This is a genomic window from Streptomyces saintjeani (assembly GCF_055409605.1).
This window is the reverse complement of sequence record NZ_CP189624.1, coordinates 2,126,674-2,145,425: the sequence shown is the minus strand read 5'-3', so window position 1 is coordinate 2,145,425 and position 18,752 is coordinate 2,126,674. Positions and strand designations below refer to the sequence as shown.

The window sequence follows — 18,752 nt, the reverse complement described above, 5'->3', positions numbered from 1 at the left end:
GCGACCAGCCACGGCAAACCGGCAGCCGCAAAGCTTCCCGCGCCCCGAACGGCGGCTAGGCGCCCATCACTTCCACAGCGGCAAGACTCTTCTTCCCCCGCCGCAGCACGAGCCACCGACCGTGCAGCAGATCTTCCTTCGCCGGCACCGCGTCCTCGGAAGCGACCTTCGCATTGTTCACGTAGGCCCCGCCCTCCTTGACGGCCCGCCGCGCAGCGGACTTGCTGGCCACCAGCCCGACCTCCGCGAACAGATCCACCACGAGCCCCAGCTCGGATACCTGGACGTGCGGCAGCTCGGAGAGCGACGCCGCCAGCGTCTTCTCGTCGAGGTCCGCCAGCTCGCCCTGCCCGAACAGCGCCTTGGACGCGGCGATCACGGCATCGGTCTGCGCGGCCCCGTGGACGAGGGTCGTCAGCTCCTCGGCCAGCGCCCGCTGAGCGGCCCGAGCCTGCGGACGCTCCTGCGTCTGCTTCTCCAACTCCTCAAGCTCCGCACGGGACTTGAAGGACAGGATCCGCAGGTACGAGGAGATGTCCCGGTCGTCGACGTTCAGCCAGAACTGGTAGAACGCGTACGGCGTCGTCATCTCGGGGTCGAGCCACACGGCCCCGCCCTCGGTCTTGCCGAACTTCGTGCCGTCCGCCTTCGTCATCAGCGGAGTGGCCAGCGCGTGCGCCTCGACGCCCGGCTCCAGGCGGTGGATCAGGTCGAGCCCGGCCGTGAGGTTGCCCCACTGGTCACTGCCGCCCTGCTGGAGCGTGCAGCCGTACCGGCGGTAGAGCTGGAGGAAGTCCATGCCCTGGAGGATCTGGTAGCTGAACTCCGTGTAGCTGATGCCCTGGTCGGACTCCAGCCGGCGCGCGACGGAGTCTTTCGTCAGCATCTTGTTGACGCGGAAGTGCTTGCCGATGTCCCGCAGGAACTCGATCGCCGAGAGCCCGGCCGTCCAGTCGAGGTTGTTGACCATCACGGCCGCGTTCTCGCCCTCGAAGGACAGGAACGGCTCGATCTGCCCGCGCAGCCGCTCCACCCAGCCGGCCACCACCTCGGGCGAGTTCAGCGTGCGCTCCGCCGTCGGACGCGGGTCGCCGATCAGGCCCGTCGCCCCGCCGACCAGCGCCAGCGGCCGGTGCCCGGCCTGCTGGAGCCGCCGTACGGTCAGCACCTGCACCAGGTGTCCGACGTGCAGGGACGGCGCGGTCGGGTCGAAGCCGCAATAGAACGTGACGGGACCGTCCGCGAGCGCCTTGCGCAAAGCGTCCTCGTCGGTGGACTGGGCGAAGAGCCCGCGCCACTTCAGCTCGTCGACGATGTCCGTCACGGTTCTCTTGTCTCCTCGCGATGTACCGGTAATCAGGTACGAGGTTATACGCCCTGGCTGACAGAGCTCATATTGAAATCCGGCACCCGCAGCGCCGGCATCGCCGCCCGCGTGAACCAGTCGCTCCACTCCCGCGGCAACGTCTTCTCCGTACGCCCCGCCTCGACCGCCCGCCCGAGCAGGTCCACCGGCGACTCGTTGAACCGGAAGTTGTTGACCTCCCCGACGACCTCGCCGTCCTCGACGAGGTACACCCCGTCCCGGGTGAGCCCGGTGAGCAGCAGCGTCGCCGGGTCGACCTCGCGGATGTACCACAGGCACGTCAGCAGCAGCCCGCGCCCGGTCGCCGCGACCATCTCGTCCAGGGACTGCGAGCCGCCTCCGTCGAGGATGAGGTTGTCCCCGCCGGGAGCGACCGGCAGCCCCGTCAGCGCGGCGCTGTGCCGGGACGTGATCAGGTTCTTCAGCTCGCCGTTCCCGATCCACTCGGTCGCCCGCACGGGCAGCCCGTTGTCGAAGACGGACGTGTCGCCGCCGGAGGAGTGCGCGATGACGAACGGCGCGGATTCGAGCCCCGGCTCGTGCGGGTCGCTGCGCAGCGACAGCGGCAGCTCGGTGAGCCGCTCACCGAGCCGCGTACCGCCGCCCGGCTTCGAGAACACCGTCCGCCCCTCGGTCGCGTCCCGCCCCGACTGCGACCACATCTGGTAGATCAGCAGGTCGGCGACGGCGGTCGGCGGCAGCAGCGTCTCGTACCGCCCGGCGGGCAGCTCGACACGTCGCTGGGCCCAGCCCAGCCGTACGGCCAGCTCGGCGTCCAGCGCCGCCGGGTCGACGTCCTTGAAGTCCCGCGTCGAGCAGCCGGCCCACGCGGAGCGCGTACGGTCGGGCGACTTGGCGTTCAGCTCCAGCGTGCCGTTCGGCTGGTCGTGCCGCAGCCGCAGCCCCGTCGAGGTGCCGAGGTACGTCGAGACCAGCTCGTGGTGGGCGAAGCCGTACAGCTCGCGCCCGCCCGCCCGCGCGCGGGCGAACGCCTCGCCCAGCGCGGGCGCGAAGTCCGCGAACACGGCGGACGACGTCTCGGCGGGCGCCTGAGTGAACTCCGGCGAGGCGGGCGTCCCCGACACCAGCGGCTGCGCGTCCTCGGCGGGCCCTGCGGCGCGCGCGGCGTCCTCGGCGGCCCGGACGAGGGACTCCAGCTCGTCGCTGGTGACGGCGGCCCGGGTCACCACGCCGGACGCGGTGCCCTCCTTGCCGTCCACGGTCGCGATCACGGTCAGCGTGCGCCCGCGCGTGACGCCGTTCGTGGTCAGCGCGTTGCCCGCCCAGCGCAGGTTCGCCGACGACTGCTCGTCCGCGACGACGACACACCCGTCCGCACGGGACAGCTCCAGGGCCCGCTCGACGATCTCGTGCGGCTTGTTGACGGCGGCACTCATCGCCCGGCCTCCTGCGTCGTGTTGAGACTGTGCTTGCCCGGGGGGCGACCCCCGGACCCCCGGCCGACCTCGCTGCTGGCGCTCATCGCCCGGCCTCCTGCGTCGTGTTGAGAATGTTGACGCCCTTGAAGAGGGCGGACGGGCAGCCGTGCGACACCGCCGCGACCTGCCCCGGCTGGGCCTTGCCGCAGTTGAAGGCGCCGCCGAGCACGTACGTCTGGGGACCCCCGACCGCTGTCATCGACCCCCAGAAGTCCGTGGTCGTCGCCTGGTACGCGACGTCCCGGAGCTGGCCTGCGAGGCGGCCGTTCTCGATGCGGAAGAAGCGCTGGCCGGTGAACTGGAAGTTGTAGCGCTGCATGTCGATGGACCAGGAGCGGTCGCCGACGACGTAGATGCCGCGCTCGACGCCCCCGATGAGGTCCTCCGTGGACATGCCCGCCGGGTCGGGCGCCAGCGACACGTTCGCCATGCGCTGGACGGGGACATGGCCCGGCGAGTCGGCGTACGCGCACCCGTTGGAGCGCCCGAGCCCCGTCAACTTCGCGATCCGCCGGTCGAGTTGGTACCCGACGAGCGTGCCCTTGCGCACCAGGTCCCAGGACTGGCCCTCGACGCCCTCGTCGTCGTACCCGACCGTCGCGAGCCCGTGCTCGGCCGTGCGGTCGCCGGTGACGTTCATCAGCTCGGAGCCGTACCGCAACTTGCCGAGCTGGTCGAAGGTCGCGAAGGAGGTCCCGGCGTACGCGGCCTCGTAGCCGAGCGCGCGGTCGAGTTCCGTGGCGTGGCCGATGGACTCGTGGATCGTCAGCCACAGGTTGGAGGGGTCGACGACGAGGTCGTACAGGCCCGCCTCGACGCTCGGCGCGCGCATCTTCTCCGCGAGGAGCGACGGCATCTCGGCGAGTTCGGTGTCCCAGTCCCAGCCGGTCCCGGTGAGGTACTCCCAGCCCCGGCCGGCCGGCGGCGCGAGCGTGCGCATCGAGTCGAACTCGCCGCTGGACTCGTCGACGGAGACGGCCGTCAGCTGCGGGTGCAGCCGGACGCGCTGCTGCGTCGTCACCGTGCCCGCCGTATCGGCGTAGAACTTGTTCTCGTGCACGGTCAGCAGCGAGGCGTCCACATGGCCGACGCCGTCCGCCGCGAGCAGCCGCCCGCTCCACTCCCCGAGCAGCCCGGTCTTCTCCTCGTCCGGCACGGAGAACGGGTCGATGTCGTACGCCGACACCCACGTCTTCTCGGCGTGCACCGGCTCGGCCGCCAGTTCCACCCGCTCGTCGGACCCGGCCGCCTTGATGACCTGCGCGGACAGCTTGGCCATCGCCACCGCCTGCGAGGCCACCTTCGCGGCGGCGTCCATGCTCAGATCCACCCCGGAGGCGAACCCCCAGGTCCCGCCGTGCACGACCCGCACGGCATACCCCAGATCCGTGGAGTCCGACGACCCCGCCGGCCGCCCGTCCCGCAGTCGCCACGCCGCACTGCGCACCCGCTCGAACCGGAAGTCCGCGTGCTCGGCCCCCAACGCGCGCGCACGCGCGAGCGCGGCGTCCGCGAGGGGGCGTAGGGGGAGAGCCAGGAACGATGGATCGATCTCATGGGGCACGAGTGGAATCCCTTCGGGGTGCTCGCCTGTGATGACCGTCGCAGGCAGTGAATCATGTCCCACCACGCGCGTTCCCCCGAAATCCGGCCCCCGGCGCCGACTGTAGGAACCCCACAGCCAGGTTCATGACCCACTGTCGGTGCCCGAATGTCCGTGAAAGGGGGCGGGCGGATAGGTTTTCGGGGAAGCCGCCTGTCGCTCGCTGGGCCGGGCGGGTGTGTCAGACCTCTATCGAAAGGGTGATCCGTTGAGCCGCTCGGTTCTCGTCACCGGAGGCAACCGGGGCATCGGCCTCGCCATCGCCCGCGCATTCGCCGACGCCGGCGACAAGGTCGCGATCACGTACCGCACGGGTGAGCCTCCGGAGGCCCTCACCAAACTGGGCTGCCTGGCGGTCAAGTGCGACATCACCGACCCCGAGCAGGTCGAGCAGGCGTACAAGGAGATCGAGGAGCGGCACGGCAACGTCGAGGTGCTCGTCGCCAACGCCGGTGTCACCAAGGACCAGCTCCTGATGCGCATGTCCGAGGACGACTTCACGTCGGTCATCGACACGAACCTCACCGGCACCTTCCGGGTCGTCAAGCGCGCCAACCGCGGCATGCTGCGCGCGAAGAAGGGCCGCGTCGTCCTGATCTCCTCGGTCGTCGGCATGTACGGCGGCCCCGGCCAGGCCAACTACGCCGCCTCCAAGGCCGGCCTCATCGGCTTCGCCCGCTCCCTCGCCCGCGAGCTGGGCTCCCGCAACCTCACCTTCAACGTCGTGGCCCCCGGTTTCGTCGACACCGACATGACCAAGGTCCTCACCGACGAGCAGCGCGCCGCCATCGTGTCCCAGGTGCCGCTCGGCCGGTACGCGCAGCCGGAGGAGATCGCCGCCGCGGTGCGGTTCCTCGCCTCCGACGAAGCCTCGTACATCACTGGAGCCGTCATCCCCGTTGACGGCGGACTGGGAATGGGTCACTGATCACCATGAGCGGAATCCTCGACGGCAAGCGCGTCCTGATCACCGGTGTGCTGATGGAGTCCTCCATCGCCTTCCACGCCGCCAAGCTGGCCCAGGAGCAGGGCGCCGAGATCATCCTGACGGCGTTCCCCCGGCCGACGCTCACCGAGCGCATCGCGAAGAAGCTGCCGAAACCCACCAAGGTCATCGAGCTGGACGTCACCAACGACGAGCACCTGGGCCGGCTGGCCGACATCGTCGGCGAGGAGCTCGGCGGCCTCGACGGCGTCGTCCACTCCATCGGCTTCGCGCCGCAGGACGCGCTCGGCGGCAACTTCCTCAACACGCCGTTCGAGTCCGTGGCCACGGCCATGCACGTCTCGGCGTACTCCCTGAAGTCGCTCACCATGGCCTGCCTGCCGCTGATGCAGAGCGGCGGCTCCGTCGTCGGCCTCACCTTCGACGCGCAGTACGCCTGGCCGCAGTACGACTGGATGGGCCCGGCCAAGGCCGCCCTCGAAGCCACCAGCCGTTACGTCGCCCGCGACCTCGGCAAGCAGAACATCCGCTGCAACCTCATCTCCGCCGGCCCGCTCGCCTCCATGGCCGCGAAGTCGATCCCCGGCTTCAGCGACCTGGCCGCCGTCTGGGACCACCGCTCCCCGCTGGAGTGGGACCTCAAGGACCCGGAGCCGGCCGGCAAGGGCATCGTCGCCCTGCTGAGCGACTGGTTCCCGAAGACGACGGGCGAGATCATCCACGTGGACGGCGGGCTGCACGCGATCGGCGCGTGACGTCTTCCTGAGAGGGTCCGTCTCCGGGAGCTGTGCCCCGGGTACGGGCCCTCACCCGTTCGGCCCTCCAGACCGGGCACCGGACCGGGACAGCGGCGCAGGCTGGGAGTACGCCTGTAGGAGTACGTCTCTCCCAGGAGGTCCCCTTGTGCGCCTGTCCCGCAGCGTCACCCCTGCGATAGCCGCCGTCGCCCTGCTGCTGTGCCTGCCGTACGAAGCGCTGCCCCACACGCGCGTGCCGCCGCAGAGACCGTCACCCCCCGCGCGCGTACAGCCGTTCGGCGCCGAGTGCCGTACCGGTGTGACGGGCTCCCAGGCCGTCGCCTGGTGCCACAACCCCTACCCCGGCACCGACCGCGTCCGCCTGCACGTGGAGTGCGCGCGCTGGTGGGACATCGACACGGACACGCCGCCCGTCGACGCGGGCCCCGCCAGGACCGTACGGCTCACCGGCCGCTGCTGGAAGGAGATCCGTACGGTGTGGGTCAGCCACCAGCGGGGGTGACCGCCTCGAACCGGCACCCGAACGCGTGCCCCGCCGCCTCCGCCGCCGCGCCCCGCGCGTCCCCCGCGCGGATCGCCTCGATCAGCCGCGCGTGTTCCACGTACGACCCCGGCGACAGCTCCGGCCCCACGTCGTCGCGCAGGAAGTCCCGCAGCACCTCGCCCAGGTCGGCGTACAGCGCGGTCATCGCGTCGTTGTGGGACGCCGCCACCACCGCCAGGTGCAGCGTCGCGTCCGCCGCCACGAACGCCTCCCGCTCCCCGGACGCCCACGCCTCCTCCCGCCGCGCCAGCAGCGCGTCCAGCTGACGCAGGTCCTTGTCCGTACGGCGTTCCGCGGCCAGCCGCGCCGCGCTGGACTCCAGGGCCGCGCGCAGCTCGGCGATGTGGCGGGGGTCGGCACCGGCGAAGCGGCGCTGCATGACGCCGGCGAGTTCGCTCGTCGCGACGACATACGTCCCCGAGCCCTGCCGGATGTCGAGCAGGCCGTTGTGCGCGAGCGCGCGGACCGCCTCGCGGACGGTGTTGCGGGCCACGCCCAGCTGCTCGACCAGCTCGGGCTCGGTGGGGATGCGGGAGCCGACGGGCCACTCACCGGAGGTGATCTGCTGGCGCAGGGCCGCGATGACCTGTTCGGAGAGGGCGGAGCGGCGAGGGTGGGTCAGGGCCATGGGACACCTTCGCACGGGAGGGGCGGGGCGGACGAGGAGGCCGGAGCTGGACAGGGAATCATCCTATGATTCTATGATGGGTGCATGGTGAGCAAGACGGCACGGCGGACGACGGTCCCGGCACCCCCGGCGCACACGGCACCGGCCACGCCGGAACCCGGCTCGCGCACGCCCAAGCGGCTCCTCGTCCTCGCGATCGTCCTCACCGCAGTCAACCTCCGCCCCGCCATCACCAGCCTCGGCGCGCTCCTCGAAGAGGTCCGCGACGGCATGGGCATGAGCGGCGGCGTCGCCGGCCTCCTCACGTCCGTACCGCCCCTGTGCTTCGCCGTCTTCGGCATCACGGCCCCGCGCCTCGCGAACCGCTTCGGCGCCACCCGGACCGTCGGCGCGGGCCTGGTCGCCCTCACCGCGGGCCTCCTCCTGCGCCCCTACATCGGCGGCGTCCCCGGCTTCCTCGCCGCCACCGCCCTCGCCCTCATGGGCATAGCCGTCGGCAACGTCCTGATGCCGGTCGTCGTCAAACACCACTTCCCGGACCGCGTGGGCCCCATGACGGGCCTGTACTCGATGGCCCTGGCCCTCGGCACGGCCACGGCGGCGGCGGTCACGGTCCCGCTGACGGACGCGCTGGGGGAGGGCTGGCGGGTCGGGCTCGCGGTGTGGGCGGGGCTCGCGGGGGCGGCGGTGGTGCCGTGGGTGCTGTTCGGGCGGGGGGTACGGCGGGCTGGTGCGGATACCGGGAACGGTGAACCGGCGAGCGCCCAGGCGGCACGTGCGCGCGGGGCCGCGCAGCCGGGTATCCCTGCGGGCGGACCGGCGTCCCGGGCCGCGCCCCTGCGGATCACCCGCAGCCGTACCGCCTGGGCGCTCGCCGTCTTCTTCGGGCTCCAGGCCACCGGCGCGTACGTGACGATGGGCTGGCTGCCGCAGATCTTCCGGGACGCCGGGGTCTCCGCGGGCACCGCGGGGCTGCTCCTCGCCGTCACCATGGTCCTCGGCGTGCCCCTGGCCTTCGTCATCCCCCGGCTGGCCACCCGGCTGCCCCACCAGGGGCCGATCGTCGTCGCGCTCGGTGTCTGCGGCCTCGCGGGGTACACGGGTCTGTACGTCGCTCCCGCCGCCGGCGCCTGGCTCTGGGCCCTGCTCCTCGGCATCGCCAACTGCGCCTTCCCCCTCGCCCTCACGATGGTCGGCATGCGGGCCCGGACGGGTGCGGGCGTGGCCCGGCTCTCGGTGTTCGCCCAGAGCGTCGGCTACCTGATCTCCATCCCCGGCCCCCTCCTGATCGGCGTCCTCTACCAGTCCACCGGCGACTGGCACGTCCCCCTGACCCTCATGGCCCTCCTCCTGGTCCCCCAGACCGCGGTGGGCGTCCTGGCGGGCCGCAAGCGCACGGTGGAGGAGGAACTGGCCGCCTGAGTCACCCCGGCCCCCGCCTTCCTCGTACCGGGTGCGAAACTGGTCGTATGCCTCTGCTCGACCCGAATCCGCAGAACGGCCAGCGGAAGATGCTCATCGTCTTCGGCTCGTTCTTCGCCATCTTCATCGTGATCGCCGTCATCGCCACGATCGCCTCGCCCTGACCCACCCGCCCCCGGGGACACCGGGGGTGGGGTTAACCCCCCGTCCCCTAGGGGGTGAGGGTCAGGGTGAAGTGGGTGGAAGTCCGGATGGGCCGGCCCTTGCGACTTGCGTACCTTCGAGGTGTGGCCGTGGGAGACGGCCACGGGACCACTCGAAGCGCTGCGGAGGAACCATGCCGGCCCGTTCCCACACCCGCCCCCACCCGGCGACCACGGGCGGCGCGGACATCCGTATCCCCTGGTGGGCGCTGGCCCTCCCGATCCTCGCGTTCCTCGTCCTGCTGGGCATGGTCCTGAACCCGTCGGACACCCAGGCGGCGGCCACACACCCGACGGTGACGCAACTGCTGGAACGCCTCCAGCAGCTGATGACGAGCTAGGCGACCCGCTCGAACACCCCCCGAACCCCGTCAACTCCCCGAGCCCGGTGGCCTGTTTCATGCGAAGCTGGGACGTATGAGCGTTGAAGAACCCCGCAAGATCGTCCTCCTGCGACACGCGAAAGCCGACTGGAACGACGGAGACGACCACGAGCGGCCCCTCGCGGAGCGTGGCCGAAAGGACGCCCCCGTCGCGGGCCGCAGACTGACGGACGCGGGATTCAGCTTCGACCTGGCTCTGTGCTCGACCGCGACCCGCACGAGGGAGACGTGGAAGCTCGCGGTCGGCGAACTCCCGGAACGCCCGAAGACGGTGTACGAGGAGCGGATCTACGAGGCGTCCCTGGGCGAACTGATCGCGGTGCTGAACGAGACGCCGGACGACGTACGCAGCCTGATCCTGATCGGCCACAACCCGGGCGTGCACGCCCTCGCGGACGCGCTCGCGGGTGAGGCGGAGGGCGACCTCCTCGCGAAGATGAACCGCACCGGCTTCCCGACCTCGGCCTTCGCGGCGCTGACCTTCGAGGGCTCCTGGAAGAGCGTCGAGCACGGAGTCGGCAAGCTCGTCGACTTCTGGACCCCGAGCGCCTGACCGGACCCCGGGAGCCCGGCCCGCCCGCAGCGGCGCCGGGCTCTGTCAGTCCTCGTCGTGCGTGTCCGCAGCCTCGACCTCTTCCCGGGTGACACCCAGCAGGTACAGCACGGTGTCGAGGAACGGCACGTTGACGGCCGTGTGCGCGGCTTCCCGGACGACCGGCTTCGCGTTGAACGCGACACCGAGACCCGCCGCGTTGAGCATGTCGAGGTCGTTCGCGCCGTCCCCGATGGCGACGGTCTGCGCGAGCGGTACGCCCGCCTCCGCCGCGAACCTCCGCAGCAGCCGCGCCTTGCCGGCCCGGTCGACGATCTCGCCGGTGACCCGCCCGGTCAGCTTCCCGTCGGCGATCTCCAGCGTGTTCGCCTGCGCGAAGTCGAGCCCGAGCCGCTCCTTGAGGTCGTCGGTGACCTGCGTGAACCCGCCGGACACGACCCCGACCTGATACCCGAGCCGCTTCAGCGTACGGATCAGGGTCCGGGCACCCGGCGTCAGCCGGACCTCCTCACGGACCTTCTCCACCACCGACGCGTCGAGCCCCGCGAGCAGCTCCACGCGCGCGTGCAGCGACTGCTCGAAGTCCAGCTCACCCCGCATCGCCGCGGCCGTGACCTCCGCGACCTGCTCCTCGCACCCGGCGTGCGCCGCGAAGAGCTCGATCACCTCGTCCTGGATGAGCGTCGAGTCGACGTCCATGACGATCAGCCGCTGGGCCCGCCGGTGCAGCCCCGCCGCGACGACCGCGATGTCGACGCCGAGCGCCGCCGCGTCCGTGACGAGCGCGGTCCGCAGAGGTTCCGTCTCGACGCCGGAGACCGCGAACTCCACCGCCGTCACCGGGTACTTGGCGAGCCGGAAGATACGGTCGATGTTGCCGCCGGCCTTGGTGATCCGCGCGGCGACCGCGGCCGTCGCCTCAGCCGTCAGCGGGTGCCCGAGCACCGTCACGAGCGAGCGGCCGAGGCCGCGCGGCCGGTTGTCACCGAGGCCGGAGATGATCTCCGCCTGCATCCTCATCGACTCGGCCCAGCTGTGCACGGTCGACCGCAGCTCCCCCTCCAGCCCCCGGGGCGGCTCGGTGACCAGCGCACACAGCACCATCCGCCCCCGAGTCACCACCTGCTCGATGTCGACCACGTCAACGGCGTAAGCGGCCAGCGTGTCGAACAGCCCGGCCGTGATACCGGGCCTGTCCTTGCCGAAGATCTTGACGAGAAGAGTGGGAACGTCCGAGGCCGGAGCCTGCGTCTGCGTATCGCTCATGGTCCCTACACCGTAACCGCCCCCTCTCCCCGCGCGCCGCCCAGGTCCGACAGTCGGACGGAAAACACTGAACGACAAAAAAATGACGGACATGCTACGACGACACACTCACGCCCCACCCCCACCACAAACCCACCCACCCCACACCAACCCGCACCCGCTCCACTCGCCCCGCGCAGCTGCGGCCAGTCGCGCCGCCTCACCCGCCCCCCACCGCCCCGCACCCGCTCCACTTGCCCCGCACCGTCCCGCACCCGCTCCACTCGCCCCGCGCAGCTGCGGCCAGCCGCGCCGCCCCCACTGCCCCGCGCCCGCTCCACTCGCCTCACCTAGCTGCGGGCAGTCGTGCCGCTAGGGGCGGCACGGGTGGGCGCAGCGGCACCCCGCCGGCGCGGGCAAGCGCCAATGCCCCCACCCCAGCCACCCACCAACCCGCACCCGAACCACCACCGCACCCACCCCCTCCACCCCTCACCCCTCCGGCTTCCGCAAATAAGGATTCGTCTCGGCGTCGGGCGCCCGATACGACGGCCGAGGCGCATAAGGCCCGCTGCCCCCGCCGCCTCCACCAGACCCCACCGCCAACCGGGAAACCCCCTTCCCCGCAGCCCCGCTCACCCACGCCAACCCCGCCCCCGCGGCCCCGGCCACCAACCCCCACCCCACCCCGGCCAGCCCCGCCACCACCACGTCCCCCCGCAGCATCAACCCCGCCCCCACCGCATCGAACCCCAGCACGGACAACCCCGCGTCCACGGAAACCACCGTCACCCGAGCGAGCAACGCCAACGCCACCCCCGTAACGACCCCCAACCGCACGGCACACCCCCCGACGAACCGCCGCCCACCCCCCACGGGAACAGGTGTCCGGACAGCCGCGAACACCCCCGCCAGCAGCATCATCAACACCGCCGCCACCCCCAACAACCACACGCGCCCGTCGAGTTCGGCGAGCCGTGGCAGGGTGACGGACTGCCGGCCCCCGGACGCGAGCAGCCGGTCCAGCGGGTCCGGCAGGACGTACGTGAGGATCCCCCCGGCCCGCCCGTCGTGCGGCACGAACAACCCGACGTCGACGCCGACCCACACCCCGTTGGGCGCCCCGAGCAGCGCCGCGCCGTAGATACGGCCCGGATGGTCGTCACGGAGGGACGCGAACACGGCGGCGGCCCACCCCGCCGCGACGGCGACAAGCAGCACGGACACGACGGCGGACACGGCGGGCCGCACGACACGGTGGACGAACCCCCAGCTCAGGGGCAGGGGCGTACGACGGGAGGCGAGCAGCGCGAGCACCAGAACCCCGGCGCACCAGGCGAACCCACCCAGCAGCGTCGCCCCCGTGTCGACGGTGAACCCGACCGCCGCCTTCGCCTCGACGAGATCCCCGACCCGATCCGGCAGCAGCCCCCCGAGATCCCCGACCCCGGGCAACTTCAGCGACCCCCCGCCGAGCGACCCCCCGTCGATCGTGATCACATCGTGTCCGGCCCAGGCGAGCCCCCCGAGCATCGCGACGAACAACGCGGCCACCGCCCCCGCCCGGACGAGGAGTTCGGAAAGCGGCACGACAACTCCCGCCGTACGCAGGGACCGCAGGAAGAACCAGGACAGAAGGAGCGCCCCGACCAGCCCCACCCCGAGTGGCGCGATTTCGATGGCGCCGGCCGCCTTCGCCCCCGTCATCCCGAACGCGGACAGGTCCCCCGAGGGCGACACCGACCCACCCGCCCCGAGCGCCACCACGGCCGCCGTCATCGGCCCGAGCGACGCGGCGGAATCGGCCTGGAGGAGATGCAGCCCGAGCGCCGCGACCCCCGCCATCCCGATCAACGCCCAGCTCACCGCGGCGACCGCGGTCAACAGGACGTCTCCCCACGGCGTACCCCGCCCGTACGGCGTTCGTCCTACGCTCCCCGCACTCGTCCCCGCACCCATGCAGACCCCCCGATCCGCCGCGTCTGTCCCCCTCGCGTGCGTTTACCACTCTCGGGGTGGGTTTCCACCCCGTCAACGGTGCCGACGACGCCGCGTGGACGCCGCCTTCACAAGCCTCGAACAACTCCCGAACAACCTCCGACCACCCTTGGCAAGGCCCGACTTTCGGTCAGGGGGCCGCTACTGAAATAGTTCCCCCCGATGTTCGACATCCCTAGACTCCCTCTGGATGAGGGGCATATCGGGGGACAACTCAGTGGGGCATGGAGTGCCTGAACTCGTACTAGAAGTAAACGGACGTACCTGGACGCTCGATCCGTCCAGGGCCTACACGCTCGGACGCGACCCTCAGGGGGACGTCGTGTTCGACGACGCCAGGGTCTCCTGGCGGCACGCCACGGTCAGATTCGACGGCCGGAGCTGGGTCATCGAGGACCACGGCAGCACGAACGGCATGTACACGCAGGGCCAGCGGATCCAGCGCATCGACCTGGGCCCGGGAAGCGCCGTCAACCTCGGCAACGCGACGGACGGCCCCCGCCTGAACCTGACGGCGGCCCAGGTGCCGGTGACACATCAAGCACACCAGCAGCAACAGCAACAGCAACAGCAGCACCAGCAGCCGTACGCCGCCCAGGCCGCCGGCTGGAACCAGCAGCCCGCCGCGCACATCCCGCAGCAGGGCCCCGGCGTCGGCGCGGGGGCGCCGCCGGTCTACGGCGACCGCAGCCCGACCACGTTCCACCAGCTCGCGCTCGGCCGCGTCATGCGCATCGGCCGCGCCCTGGAGAACGAACTGGTCGTCTCCGACCTCCAGGTCTCCCGCAACCACGCCGAGTTCCACTCGACGCCCGACGGCCGCATGGAGATCCGCGACCTCGGCTCGCACAACGGCACGTACGTCAACGGCCAGCCGATACCCAAGGGCGGTACGGCGCTGCTCGGCCCGGCGGACGTCGTCGGCGTCGGCCACTCGACGTTCCGGATCGTCGGCGACCGCCTCGAAGAGTTCGTCGACACCGGCGAGGTCTCGTTCTCCGCGCGGCACCTGACGGTCACGGTCGACGGCGGCAAGCAGATCCTGAAGGACGTCTCCTTCGGCGTCCCGGAGAAGTCGCTGATCGCGGTCATCGGACCGTCGGGCTCCGGCAAGTCGACGCTGCTCAAGGCGCTGACCGGCTACCGCCCGGCCAACGAGGGCGAGGTGCTGTACGACAACCGCAACCTGTACAAGCAGTTCGCCGAGCTGCGCCAGCGCATCGGCCTGGTCCCGCAGGACGACATCCTGCACAAGGAACTGACGGTCAAGAAGGCCCTCAAGTACGCGGCCAAGCTCCGCTTCCCGGCCGACACCACGACCGCCGAGCGCGAGTCCCGCATCGACGAGGTGCTGCGCGAGCTGAAGCTGGACATCCACAAGGAGAAGAAGGTCACCTCTCTCTCCGGCGGCCAGCGCAAGCGCGTCTCCGTCGCCCTGGAGCTGCTCACCAAGCCGTCGCTGATCTTCCTGGACGAGCCGACCTCCGGCCTCGACCCGGGCATGGACCGCGACGTCATGCAGCTCCTGCGCGGCCTCGCCGACGACGGCCGCACGGTCCTCGTCGTCACCCACTCGGTGGCCGAACTCGCGATCTGCGACAAGCTGCTCGTGATGGCTCCCGGCGGCTCGGTCGCCTACTTCGGGCCGCCCGAGGAAGCGCTCAACTTCTTCGGCTACGACACCTGGGCCGACGTCTTCTCCGCCTTCGAGAACTACCGCGACTACGACTGGGCGGGCCGCTGGAAGGGCTCGCAGCACTACCAGATGTACGCCGCGGACCTCGACGCCGTCGCCCCGCAGGCCGTACAGGTCCCGGTCATGCAGGCGATGAAACCGCCGAAGCCACAGGGGTGGCTGAGTCAGTTCGGCACGCTGGTGCGCCGCTATTCCTCGGTCATCATGTCCGACAAGGGCTTCCTCGCTCTCATGGTGATCCTTCCCGCGGTGCTCGGTGCGGTCAGCCTGCTGATCGACGCCGACAAGGGCCTCCTTCCCAATGGGGTCAACGCGCAGAGCGGACGCATCGTTCCCAACGGCACCGCGACCACCGTCCTGCTCATCCTCGCGGTCGGCGCCTGCTTCGCGGGCGCGGCGAACTCGGTCCGCGAGCTGATCAAGGAACGGGTCATCTACGAGCGGGAGCGCGCGACGGGCCTGTCCCGCTCGGCGTACCTGATGTCGAAGGTGTTCGTGCTCGGCATGATCACCGTCTTCCAGGGCCTGCTGGTCGGCGTGATCGGCTTCGCCAGCCGCGAGATCCCCGCGAAGGGCCTGGTCCTCGGCAGCGCGACGCTGGTCGAGCTGTCCGTGCCGATCATGGCGCTCGGGTTCACCTCGATGATGTTCGGCCTGGTGATCTCCTCGCTGGTGAAGACCGCCGAGAAGACGATGCCGCTGCTCGTGATGTTCGCGATCATCCAGGTCGTCTTCACCGGCTGCCTCTTCACGCTGAACGGCTCGATCGGCGTCAACGAGTTCTCGTACCTGATGCCGTCCCGCTGGGCCGTCGCCGCCGCCGGCGCGACCCTCGACTTCAACCGGATCAGCCCGCCCAAGGAGGGCGAGGGCACCGACCCGCTGTGGGAGCACACGGTCGGCGCCTGGAGCATGGACATGGCAGCCCTCATCGCGCTCGGCGTGATCTGCGGCTTCTTCGTCGCCCGCTTCCTGCGCCGGCACGAGCCGGAGGTCATGCGCAAGTAGCTCCTGAGTACGACGACGAGGGCGCCCCCTGTGTGCAGGGGGCGCCCTTCTCGCTGCGTGCGTCAGTACGCGCTGTTGACGTTGTCGATCGAGCCGTACCGGTGCGCCGCGTAGTTGGCGGCGGCGGTGATGTTGGCGACCGGGTCGTAGATGTTCTTCGAGGTACCGGAGACGTGGTACGCGGTGAACGTCGGCTGGATCACCTGGAGCAGGCCCTTGGACGGGATGCCCATCGCGGCGTTGCTGTCCCAGTTGTTGATCGCCCAGGGGTTGCCGGAGGACTCCCGGATGATGTTGCGGTACAGGCCGTTGTAGGAGCCCGGGATGCCCTTGTCGTCCATGATGTCGAGCGCGTTGCGGATCCAGCCGTCGAGGTTGTCCGGGTACGTCTTGACGGCGATCTGCTTGATCTCGGCGCGCTGCGCGGAGCGGCTCGCGGCGGTCTTCGCGGCGCGGTCGACGGCGGCCTTCTTCGCGGCTGCGGCCTTCGCGGCGGCGGCCTTCTTGGCCGCGGCGGCCTTGGCGACCGCGTCGGCCTGCGCCTTCTTCTGCGCGGCGATGGCCTCGATCTTCGAGCCGGTCGAGGAGAACTGGTCCGTCACGCCCGCCTTGGCGTCCGTGCGGTAGGCGACGTTCGCGGGGAGGGCGGCCTCGCTCGTGGTGGTCTGCGCGTCGGCCGGCACGACGGCGAAGGCGAGAGCGGCGGCACCGAGGGTGGCGGCGCCGGCTATCGCGATCTTGTGCGTGTTCTTGGGCATGGCGGGTGACCTCTTCGATTGGCGGGGAGGTCGCTCGGAATGTCCGTCGGGGGACGCGGGGCTGAGCGACGGGAGCCATTCTTAGCGGCAGCAAAATGGCTGGGCAAAGGTGTGATCTACGATGTCGCTTAGTGGAGTCGGGGTGGGCAAATCGCCCCACAACGCCCAATCATTCCCGTTCAGGTGGTCCCTGTTTATCTCCTATTCACCTTCGTAGGTGATATGGGTCCTATGTGCGGGCTCACACCGGGCGCGTAACGGTCTCACCGGGAGTTGCTGAAGCAACGCGAACGGTGACGCTCTCCCCGCCGACCCCGACCTCAGCCCTAGGACCACCGCCCGACCCCCGTGCCCGTCACCGGTCCGATCCGCGCTGTCACACCCCGCCGGTACCGTGAGGACATGAGTCAAGGTCCCAGGTCAGGGCTGGCGGCGGTCAGTGCCGCGCTGCTGGCGATGAGCAGGCATCTGGAGGTGCGCGACGTCCTCAAGACGATCGTCGCCTCCGCGCGCGAGCTGCTCGACGCGCAGTACGCGGCGCTGGGCGTGCCGGACGACCACGGCGGCTTCGCCCAGTTCGTGGTGGACGGCGTGAGCGACGAGGAGTGGAAGGCCATCGGCCCCCTGCCCCGCCAGCACGGCATCCTCGCCGCGATGCTCAAGGAGGCCAGGCCCGAGCGCCTCGCGGACGTGCGCAAGGACCCCCGCTTCGAGGGCTGGCCCGAGGCGCACCCCGAGATGTCGGACTTCCTGGGCCTGCCCATCCACAACGGCGACGACGTCGTCGGCATCCTCTTCCTCGCCAACAAGAACTGCCCCAGGACCCACGGCGAGTGCGGATTCACCGACGAGGACATGGACCTCCTCGCGATCCTCGCCCAGCACGCCGCGATCGCCCTCACCAACGCGCGCCTGTACGAGCGCAGCCGCGAGCTGACCATCGCCGAGGAACGCTCCCGCCTCGCGCACGAGCTGCACGACGCGGTGAGCCAGAAACTGTTCTCCCTGCGCCTGACCGCCCAGGCCGCCGCCGCCCTCGTCGACCGCGACCCCGCGCGCGCGAAGGGCGAGCTGCACCAGGTCGCCGCCCTCGCCGCCGAGGCCGCCGACGAACTGCGCGCGGCCGTCGTCGAGCTGCGCCCCGCCGCCCTCGACGAGGACGGCCTCGTCGCCACCCTGCGCACCCAGATACAGGTCCTCGACCGCGCCCACACCGCGCGCGTCACCCTCGCCGCCCGGGGCGTGCGCGCCCTGCCCGCCGCCCAGGAGGAAGCCCTCCTGCGCGTCGCCCAGGAAGCCCTCCACAACGCCCTGCGCCACTCCGGCGCGGCCCGCGTGGACGTCACCCTGGAGAAGCACGAGCGGCACGGCGGCGCCGTCCTGCGCGTCACGGACGACGGCAAGGGCTTCGACCCCGCCATCGTCCGCCGCGCCGGCCGCCACCTCGGCCTGGTCTCCATGCGGGACCGCGCCGGCGGCGTCGGCGGCCGTCTGACCGTGACATCGGAGCCCGGCCAGGGCACCGTCATCGAGATGGAGGTCCCCGGTGGCTGAGCCGATCAGGGTGCTGCTGGTCGACGACCACCAGGTCGTCCGCCGCGGACTGCGTACGTTCCTGGAGGTGCAGGACGACATAGAGGTCGTCGGCGAGGCCGGGGACGGCGAGGAGGGCGTCGCCCGCGCCGAGGAGCTGCGCCCCGACGTCGTCCTCATGGACGTCAAGATGCCCGGCATGGACGGCGTCGAGGCCCTGCGCAAGCTCCGCGACCTCGACAACCCCGCGCGCGTGCTGATCGTCACGAGCTTCACCGAGCAGCGGACGGTCGTCCCGGCCCTGCGCGCGGGCGCCGCCGGGTACGTCTACAAGGACGTCGATCCCGACGCCCTCGCCGGCGCGATCCGCTCCGTCCACGCCGGACACGTCCTGCTCCAGCCCGAGGTCGCCGGGGCGCTGCTCTCCCAGGAGGAGTCGCCGGGCGGGCAGGGGAGGGGCGGGACGCTCACCGAGCGCGAGCGGGAGGTCCTCGGGCTCATCGCCGACGGGCGGTCCAACCGGGAGATAGCACGGGCGCTCGTGCTGTCCGAGAAGACCGTGAAGACGCACGTCTCGAACATCCTCATGAAGCTCGACCTGGCGGACCGTACGCAGGCCGCGCTGTGGGCCGTGCGGCACGGCGTGACGGGGTGAGAAGGGGCTGGTCA

Annotated in this window: 17 protein-coding genes; 10 read left to right on the top strand and 7 right to left on the bottom strand. The window is 71.1% G+C overall.

The features are described 5' to 3' along the window. Positions 1 to 55: 55 nt before the first annotated feature. From tyrS to ACQCO7_RS09530, 3 genes are all read right to left on the bottom strand, one after another. Entirely contained in the window at positions 56 to 1,324 is a 1,269-nt protein-coding gene (gene tyrS / locus ACQCO7_RS09540; protein WP_464071399.1) for a tyrosine--tRNA ligase, read from the bottom strand. Between the two features lie 44 nt (positions 1,325 to 1,368). Next, positions 1,369 to 2,763, bottom strand: a complete 1,395-nt coding sequence (locus ACQCO7_RS09535) for a metallopeptidase TldD-related protein (protein ID WP_464071398.1) — start codon at positions 2,761 to 2,763, stop codon at positions 1,369 to 1,371. 82 nt (positions 2,764 to 2,845) lie between these two features. Beyond that, on the bottom strand, positions 2,846 to 4,369 hold the full coding sequence (locus tag ACQCO7_RS09530) for a TldD/PmbA family protein (protein ID WP_464071397.1): 1,524 nt from the start codon (positions 4,367 to 4,369) through the stop codon (positions 2,846 to 2,848). Positions 4,370 to 4,616: 247 nt separating this feature from the next. Here ACQCO7_RS09530 and fabG point away from each other — a divergent pair, with 247 nt between their 5' ends. The 3 genes from fabG to ACQCO7_RS09515 all read left to right on the top strand — a co-directional run bounded on the left by fabG (position 4,617) and on the right by ACQCO7_RS09515 (position 6,614). Next, positions 4,617 to 5,336, top strand: coding sequence for a 3-oxoacyl-[acyl-carrier-protein] reductase (gene fabG / locus ACQCO7_RS09525; RefSeq protein WP_059044767.1), 720 nt, complete (start codon positions 4,617 to 4,619; stop codon positions 5,334 to 5,336). A 5-nt stretch (positions 5,337 to 5,341) separates the two neighbouring features. Next, positions 5,342 to 6,109, top strand: coding sequence for an enoyl-ACP reductase FabI (gene fabI, locus ACQCO7_RS09520; RefSeq protein ID WP_319166609.1), 768 nt, complete (start codon positions 5,342 to 5,344; stop codon positions 6,107 to 6,109). Positions 6,110 to 6,257: 148 nt separating this feature from the next. After that, positions 6,258 to 6,614 carry a hypothetical protein gene (locus ACQCO7_RS09515; protein ID WP_464071396.1) on the top strand — a complete coding sequence of 119 codons (357 nt, stop codon included), beginning with the start codon at positions 6,258 to 6,260 and terminating at the stop codon, positions 6,612 to 6,614. Here ACQCO7_RS09515 and ACQCO7_RS09510 read toward each other — a convergent pair. After that, positions 6,595 to 7,284 carry a FadR/GntR family transcriptional regulator gene (locus tag ACQCO7_RS09510; protein WP_464071395.1) on the bottom strand — a complete coding sequence of 230 codons (690 nt, stop codon included), beginning with the start codon at positions 7,282 to 7,284 and terminating at the stop codon, positions 6,595 to 6,597. The genes ACQCO7_RS09515 and ACQCO7_RS09510 overlap by 20 nt on opposite strands. Positions 7,285 to 7,368: 84 nt before the next feature. Between ACQCO7_RS09510 and ACQCO7_RS09505 the strand changes: the two genes are divergently transcribed. The 4 genes from ACQCO7_RS09505 (at position 7,369) to ACQCO7_RS09490 (ending at position 9,845) form a co-directional block, all read left to right on the top strand. Next, positions 7,369 to 8,706, top strand: a complete 1,338-nt coding sequence (locus ACQCO7_RS09505) for a CynX/NimT family MFS transporter (RefSeq protein WP_464071394.1) — start codon at positions 7,369 to 7,371, stop codon at positions 8,704 to 8,706. 47 nt (positions 8,707 to 8,753) lie between these two features. Beyond that, positions 8,754 to 8,870: an SGM_5486 family transporter-associated protein gene (locus ACQCO7_RS09500; protein ID WP_010355634.1), complete on the top strand. Its 117-nt coding sequence runs from the start codon at positions 8,754 to 8,756 to the stop codon at positions 8,868 to 8,870. Between the two features lie 173 nt (positions 8,871 to 9,043). After that, positions 9,044 to 9,250, top strand: coding sequence for a hypothetical protein (locus tag ACQCO7_RS09495; RefSeq protein WP_029184123.1), 207 nt, complete (start codon positions 9,044 to 9,046; stop codon positions 9,248 to 9,250). A 76-nt stretch (positions 9,251 to 9,326) separates the two neighbouring features. Beyond that, a complete protein-coding gene (locus ACQCO7_RS09490; protein ID WP_464071393.1) occupies positions 9,327 to 9,845 on the top strand; it encodes a SixA phosphatase family protein in 519 nt (172 codons plus the stop codon). A gap of 45 nt (positions 9,846 to 9,890) precedes the next feature. Here ACQCO7_RS09490 and serB read toward each other — a convergent pair whose 3' ends face one another. Then, positions 9,891 to 11,111, bottom strand: coding sequence for a phosphoserine phosphatase SerB (gene serB, locus ACQCO7_RS09485; protein ID WP_464071392.1), 1,221 nt, complete (start codon positions 11,109 to 11,111; stop codon positions 9,891 to 9,893). A 471-nt stretch (positions 11,112 to 11,582) separates the two neighbouring features. Continuing rightward, positions 11,583 to 13,049 carry a streptophobe family protein gene (locus ACQCO7_RS09480; protein ID WP_464071391.1) on the bottom strand — a complete coding sequence of 489 codons (1,467 nt, stop codon included), beginning with the start codon at positions 13,047 to 13,049 and terminating at the stop codon, positions 11,583 to 11,585. Positions 13,050 to 13,317: 268 nt separating this feature from the next. Here ACQCO7_RS09480 and ACQCO7_RS09475 point away from each other — a divergent pair, with 268 nt between their 5' ends. Beyond that, positions 13,318 to 15,792, top strand: a complete 2,475-nt coding sequence (locus tag ACQCO7_RS09475) for an ABC transporter ATP-binding protein/permease (protein WP_464071390.1) — start codon at positions 13,318 to 13,320, stop codon at positions 15,790 to 15,792. A gap of 62 nt (positions 15,793 to 15,854) precedes the next feature. Here ACQCO7_RS09475 and ACQCO7_RS09470 read toward each other — a convergent pair whose 3' ends face one another. Beyond that, positions 15,855 to 16,550 carry a transglycosylase SLT domain-containing protein gene (locus ACQCO7_RS09470; protein WP_464071389.1) on the bottom strand — a complete coding sequence of 232 codons (696 nt, stop codon included), beginning with the start codon at positions 16,548 to 16,550 and terminating at the stop codon, positions 15,855 to 15,857. A 402-nt stretch (positions 16,551 to 16,952) separates the two neighbouring features. On the opposite strand from ACQCO7_RS09470, the gene ACQCO7_RS09465 reads away from it, so the two are divergent. After that, positions 16,953 to 18,104, top strand: a complete 1,152-nt coding sequence (locus ACQCO7_RS09465) for a GAF domain-containing sensor histidine kinase (protein ID WP_464071388.1) — start codon at positions 16,953 to 16,955, stop codon at positions 18,102 to 18,104. Continuing rightward, a complete protein-coding gene (locus ACQCO7_RS09460; protein WP_010355641.1) occupies positions 18,097 to 18,738 on the top strand; it encodes a response regulator in 642 nt (213 codons plus the stop codon). The genes ACQCO7_RS09465 and ACQCO7_RS09460 overlap by 8 nt, the downstream gene beginning before the upstream one ends. Positions 18,739 to 18,752: the final 14 nt, after the last annotated feature.

Excerpts from the sequence above, each read along its gene's own strand:
- ACQCO7_RS09535 (WP_464071398.1), bottom strand. The coding sequence starts at position 2,763 with ATGAGTGCCGCCGTCAACAAGCCGCACGAGATCGTCGAGCGGGCCCTG.
- fabI (WP_319166609.1), top strand. The coding sequence starts at position 5,342 with ATGAGCGGAATCCTCGACGGCAAGCGCGTCCTGATCACCGGTGTGCTG.
- ACQCO7_RS09510 (WP_464071395.1), bottom strand. The coding sequence starts at position 7,284 with ATGGCCCTGACCCACCCTCGCCGCTCCGCCCTCTCCGAACAGGTCATC.
- ACQCO7_RS09505 (WP_464071394.1), top strand. The coding sequence starts at position 7,369 with ATGGTGAGCAAGACGGCACGGCGGACGACGGTCCCGGCACCCCCGGCG.
- ACQCO7_RS09500 (WP_010355634.1), top strand. The coding sequence starts at position 8,754 with ATGCCTCTGCTCGACCCGAATCCGCAGAACGGCCAGCGGAAGATGCTC.
- ACQCO7_RS09495 (WP_029184123.1), top strand. The coding sequence starts at position 9,044 with ATGCCGGCCCGTTCCCACACCCGCCCCCACCCGGCGACCACGGGCGGC.
- ACQCO7_RS09490 (WP_464071393.1), top strand. The coding sequence starts at position 9,327 with ATGAGCGTTGAAGAACCCCGCAAGATCGTCCTCCTGCGACACGCGAAA.
- serB (WP_464071392.1), bottom strand. The coding sequence starts at position 11,111 with ATGAGCGATACGCAGACGCAGGCTCCGGCCTCGGACGTTCCCACTCTT.
- ACQCO7_RS09480 (WP_464071391.1), bottom strand. The coding sequence starts at position 13,049 with ATGGGTGCGGGGACGAGTGCGGGGAGCGTAGGACGAACGCCGTACGGG.
- ACQCO7_RS09470 (WP_464071389.1), bottom strand. The coding sequence starts at position 16,550 with ATGCCCAAGAACACGCACAAGATCGCGATAGCCGGCGCCGCCACCCTC.
- ACQCO7_RS09465 (WP_464071388.1), top strand. The coding sequence starts at position 16,953 with ATGAGTCAAGGTCCCAGGTCAGGGCTGGCGGCGGTCAGTGCCGCGCTG.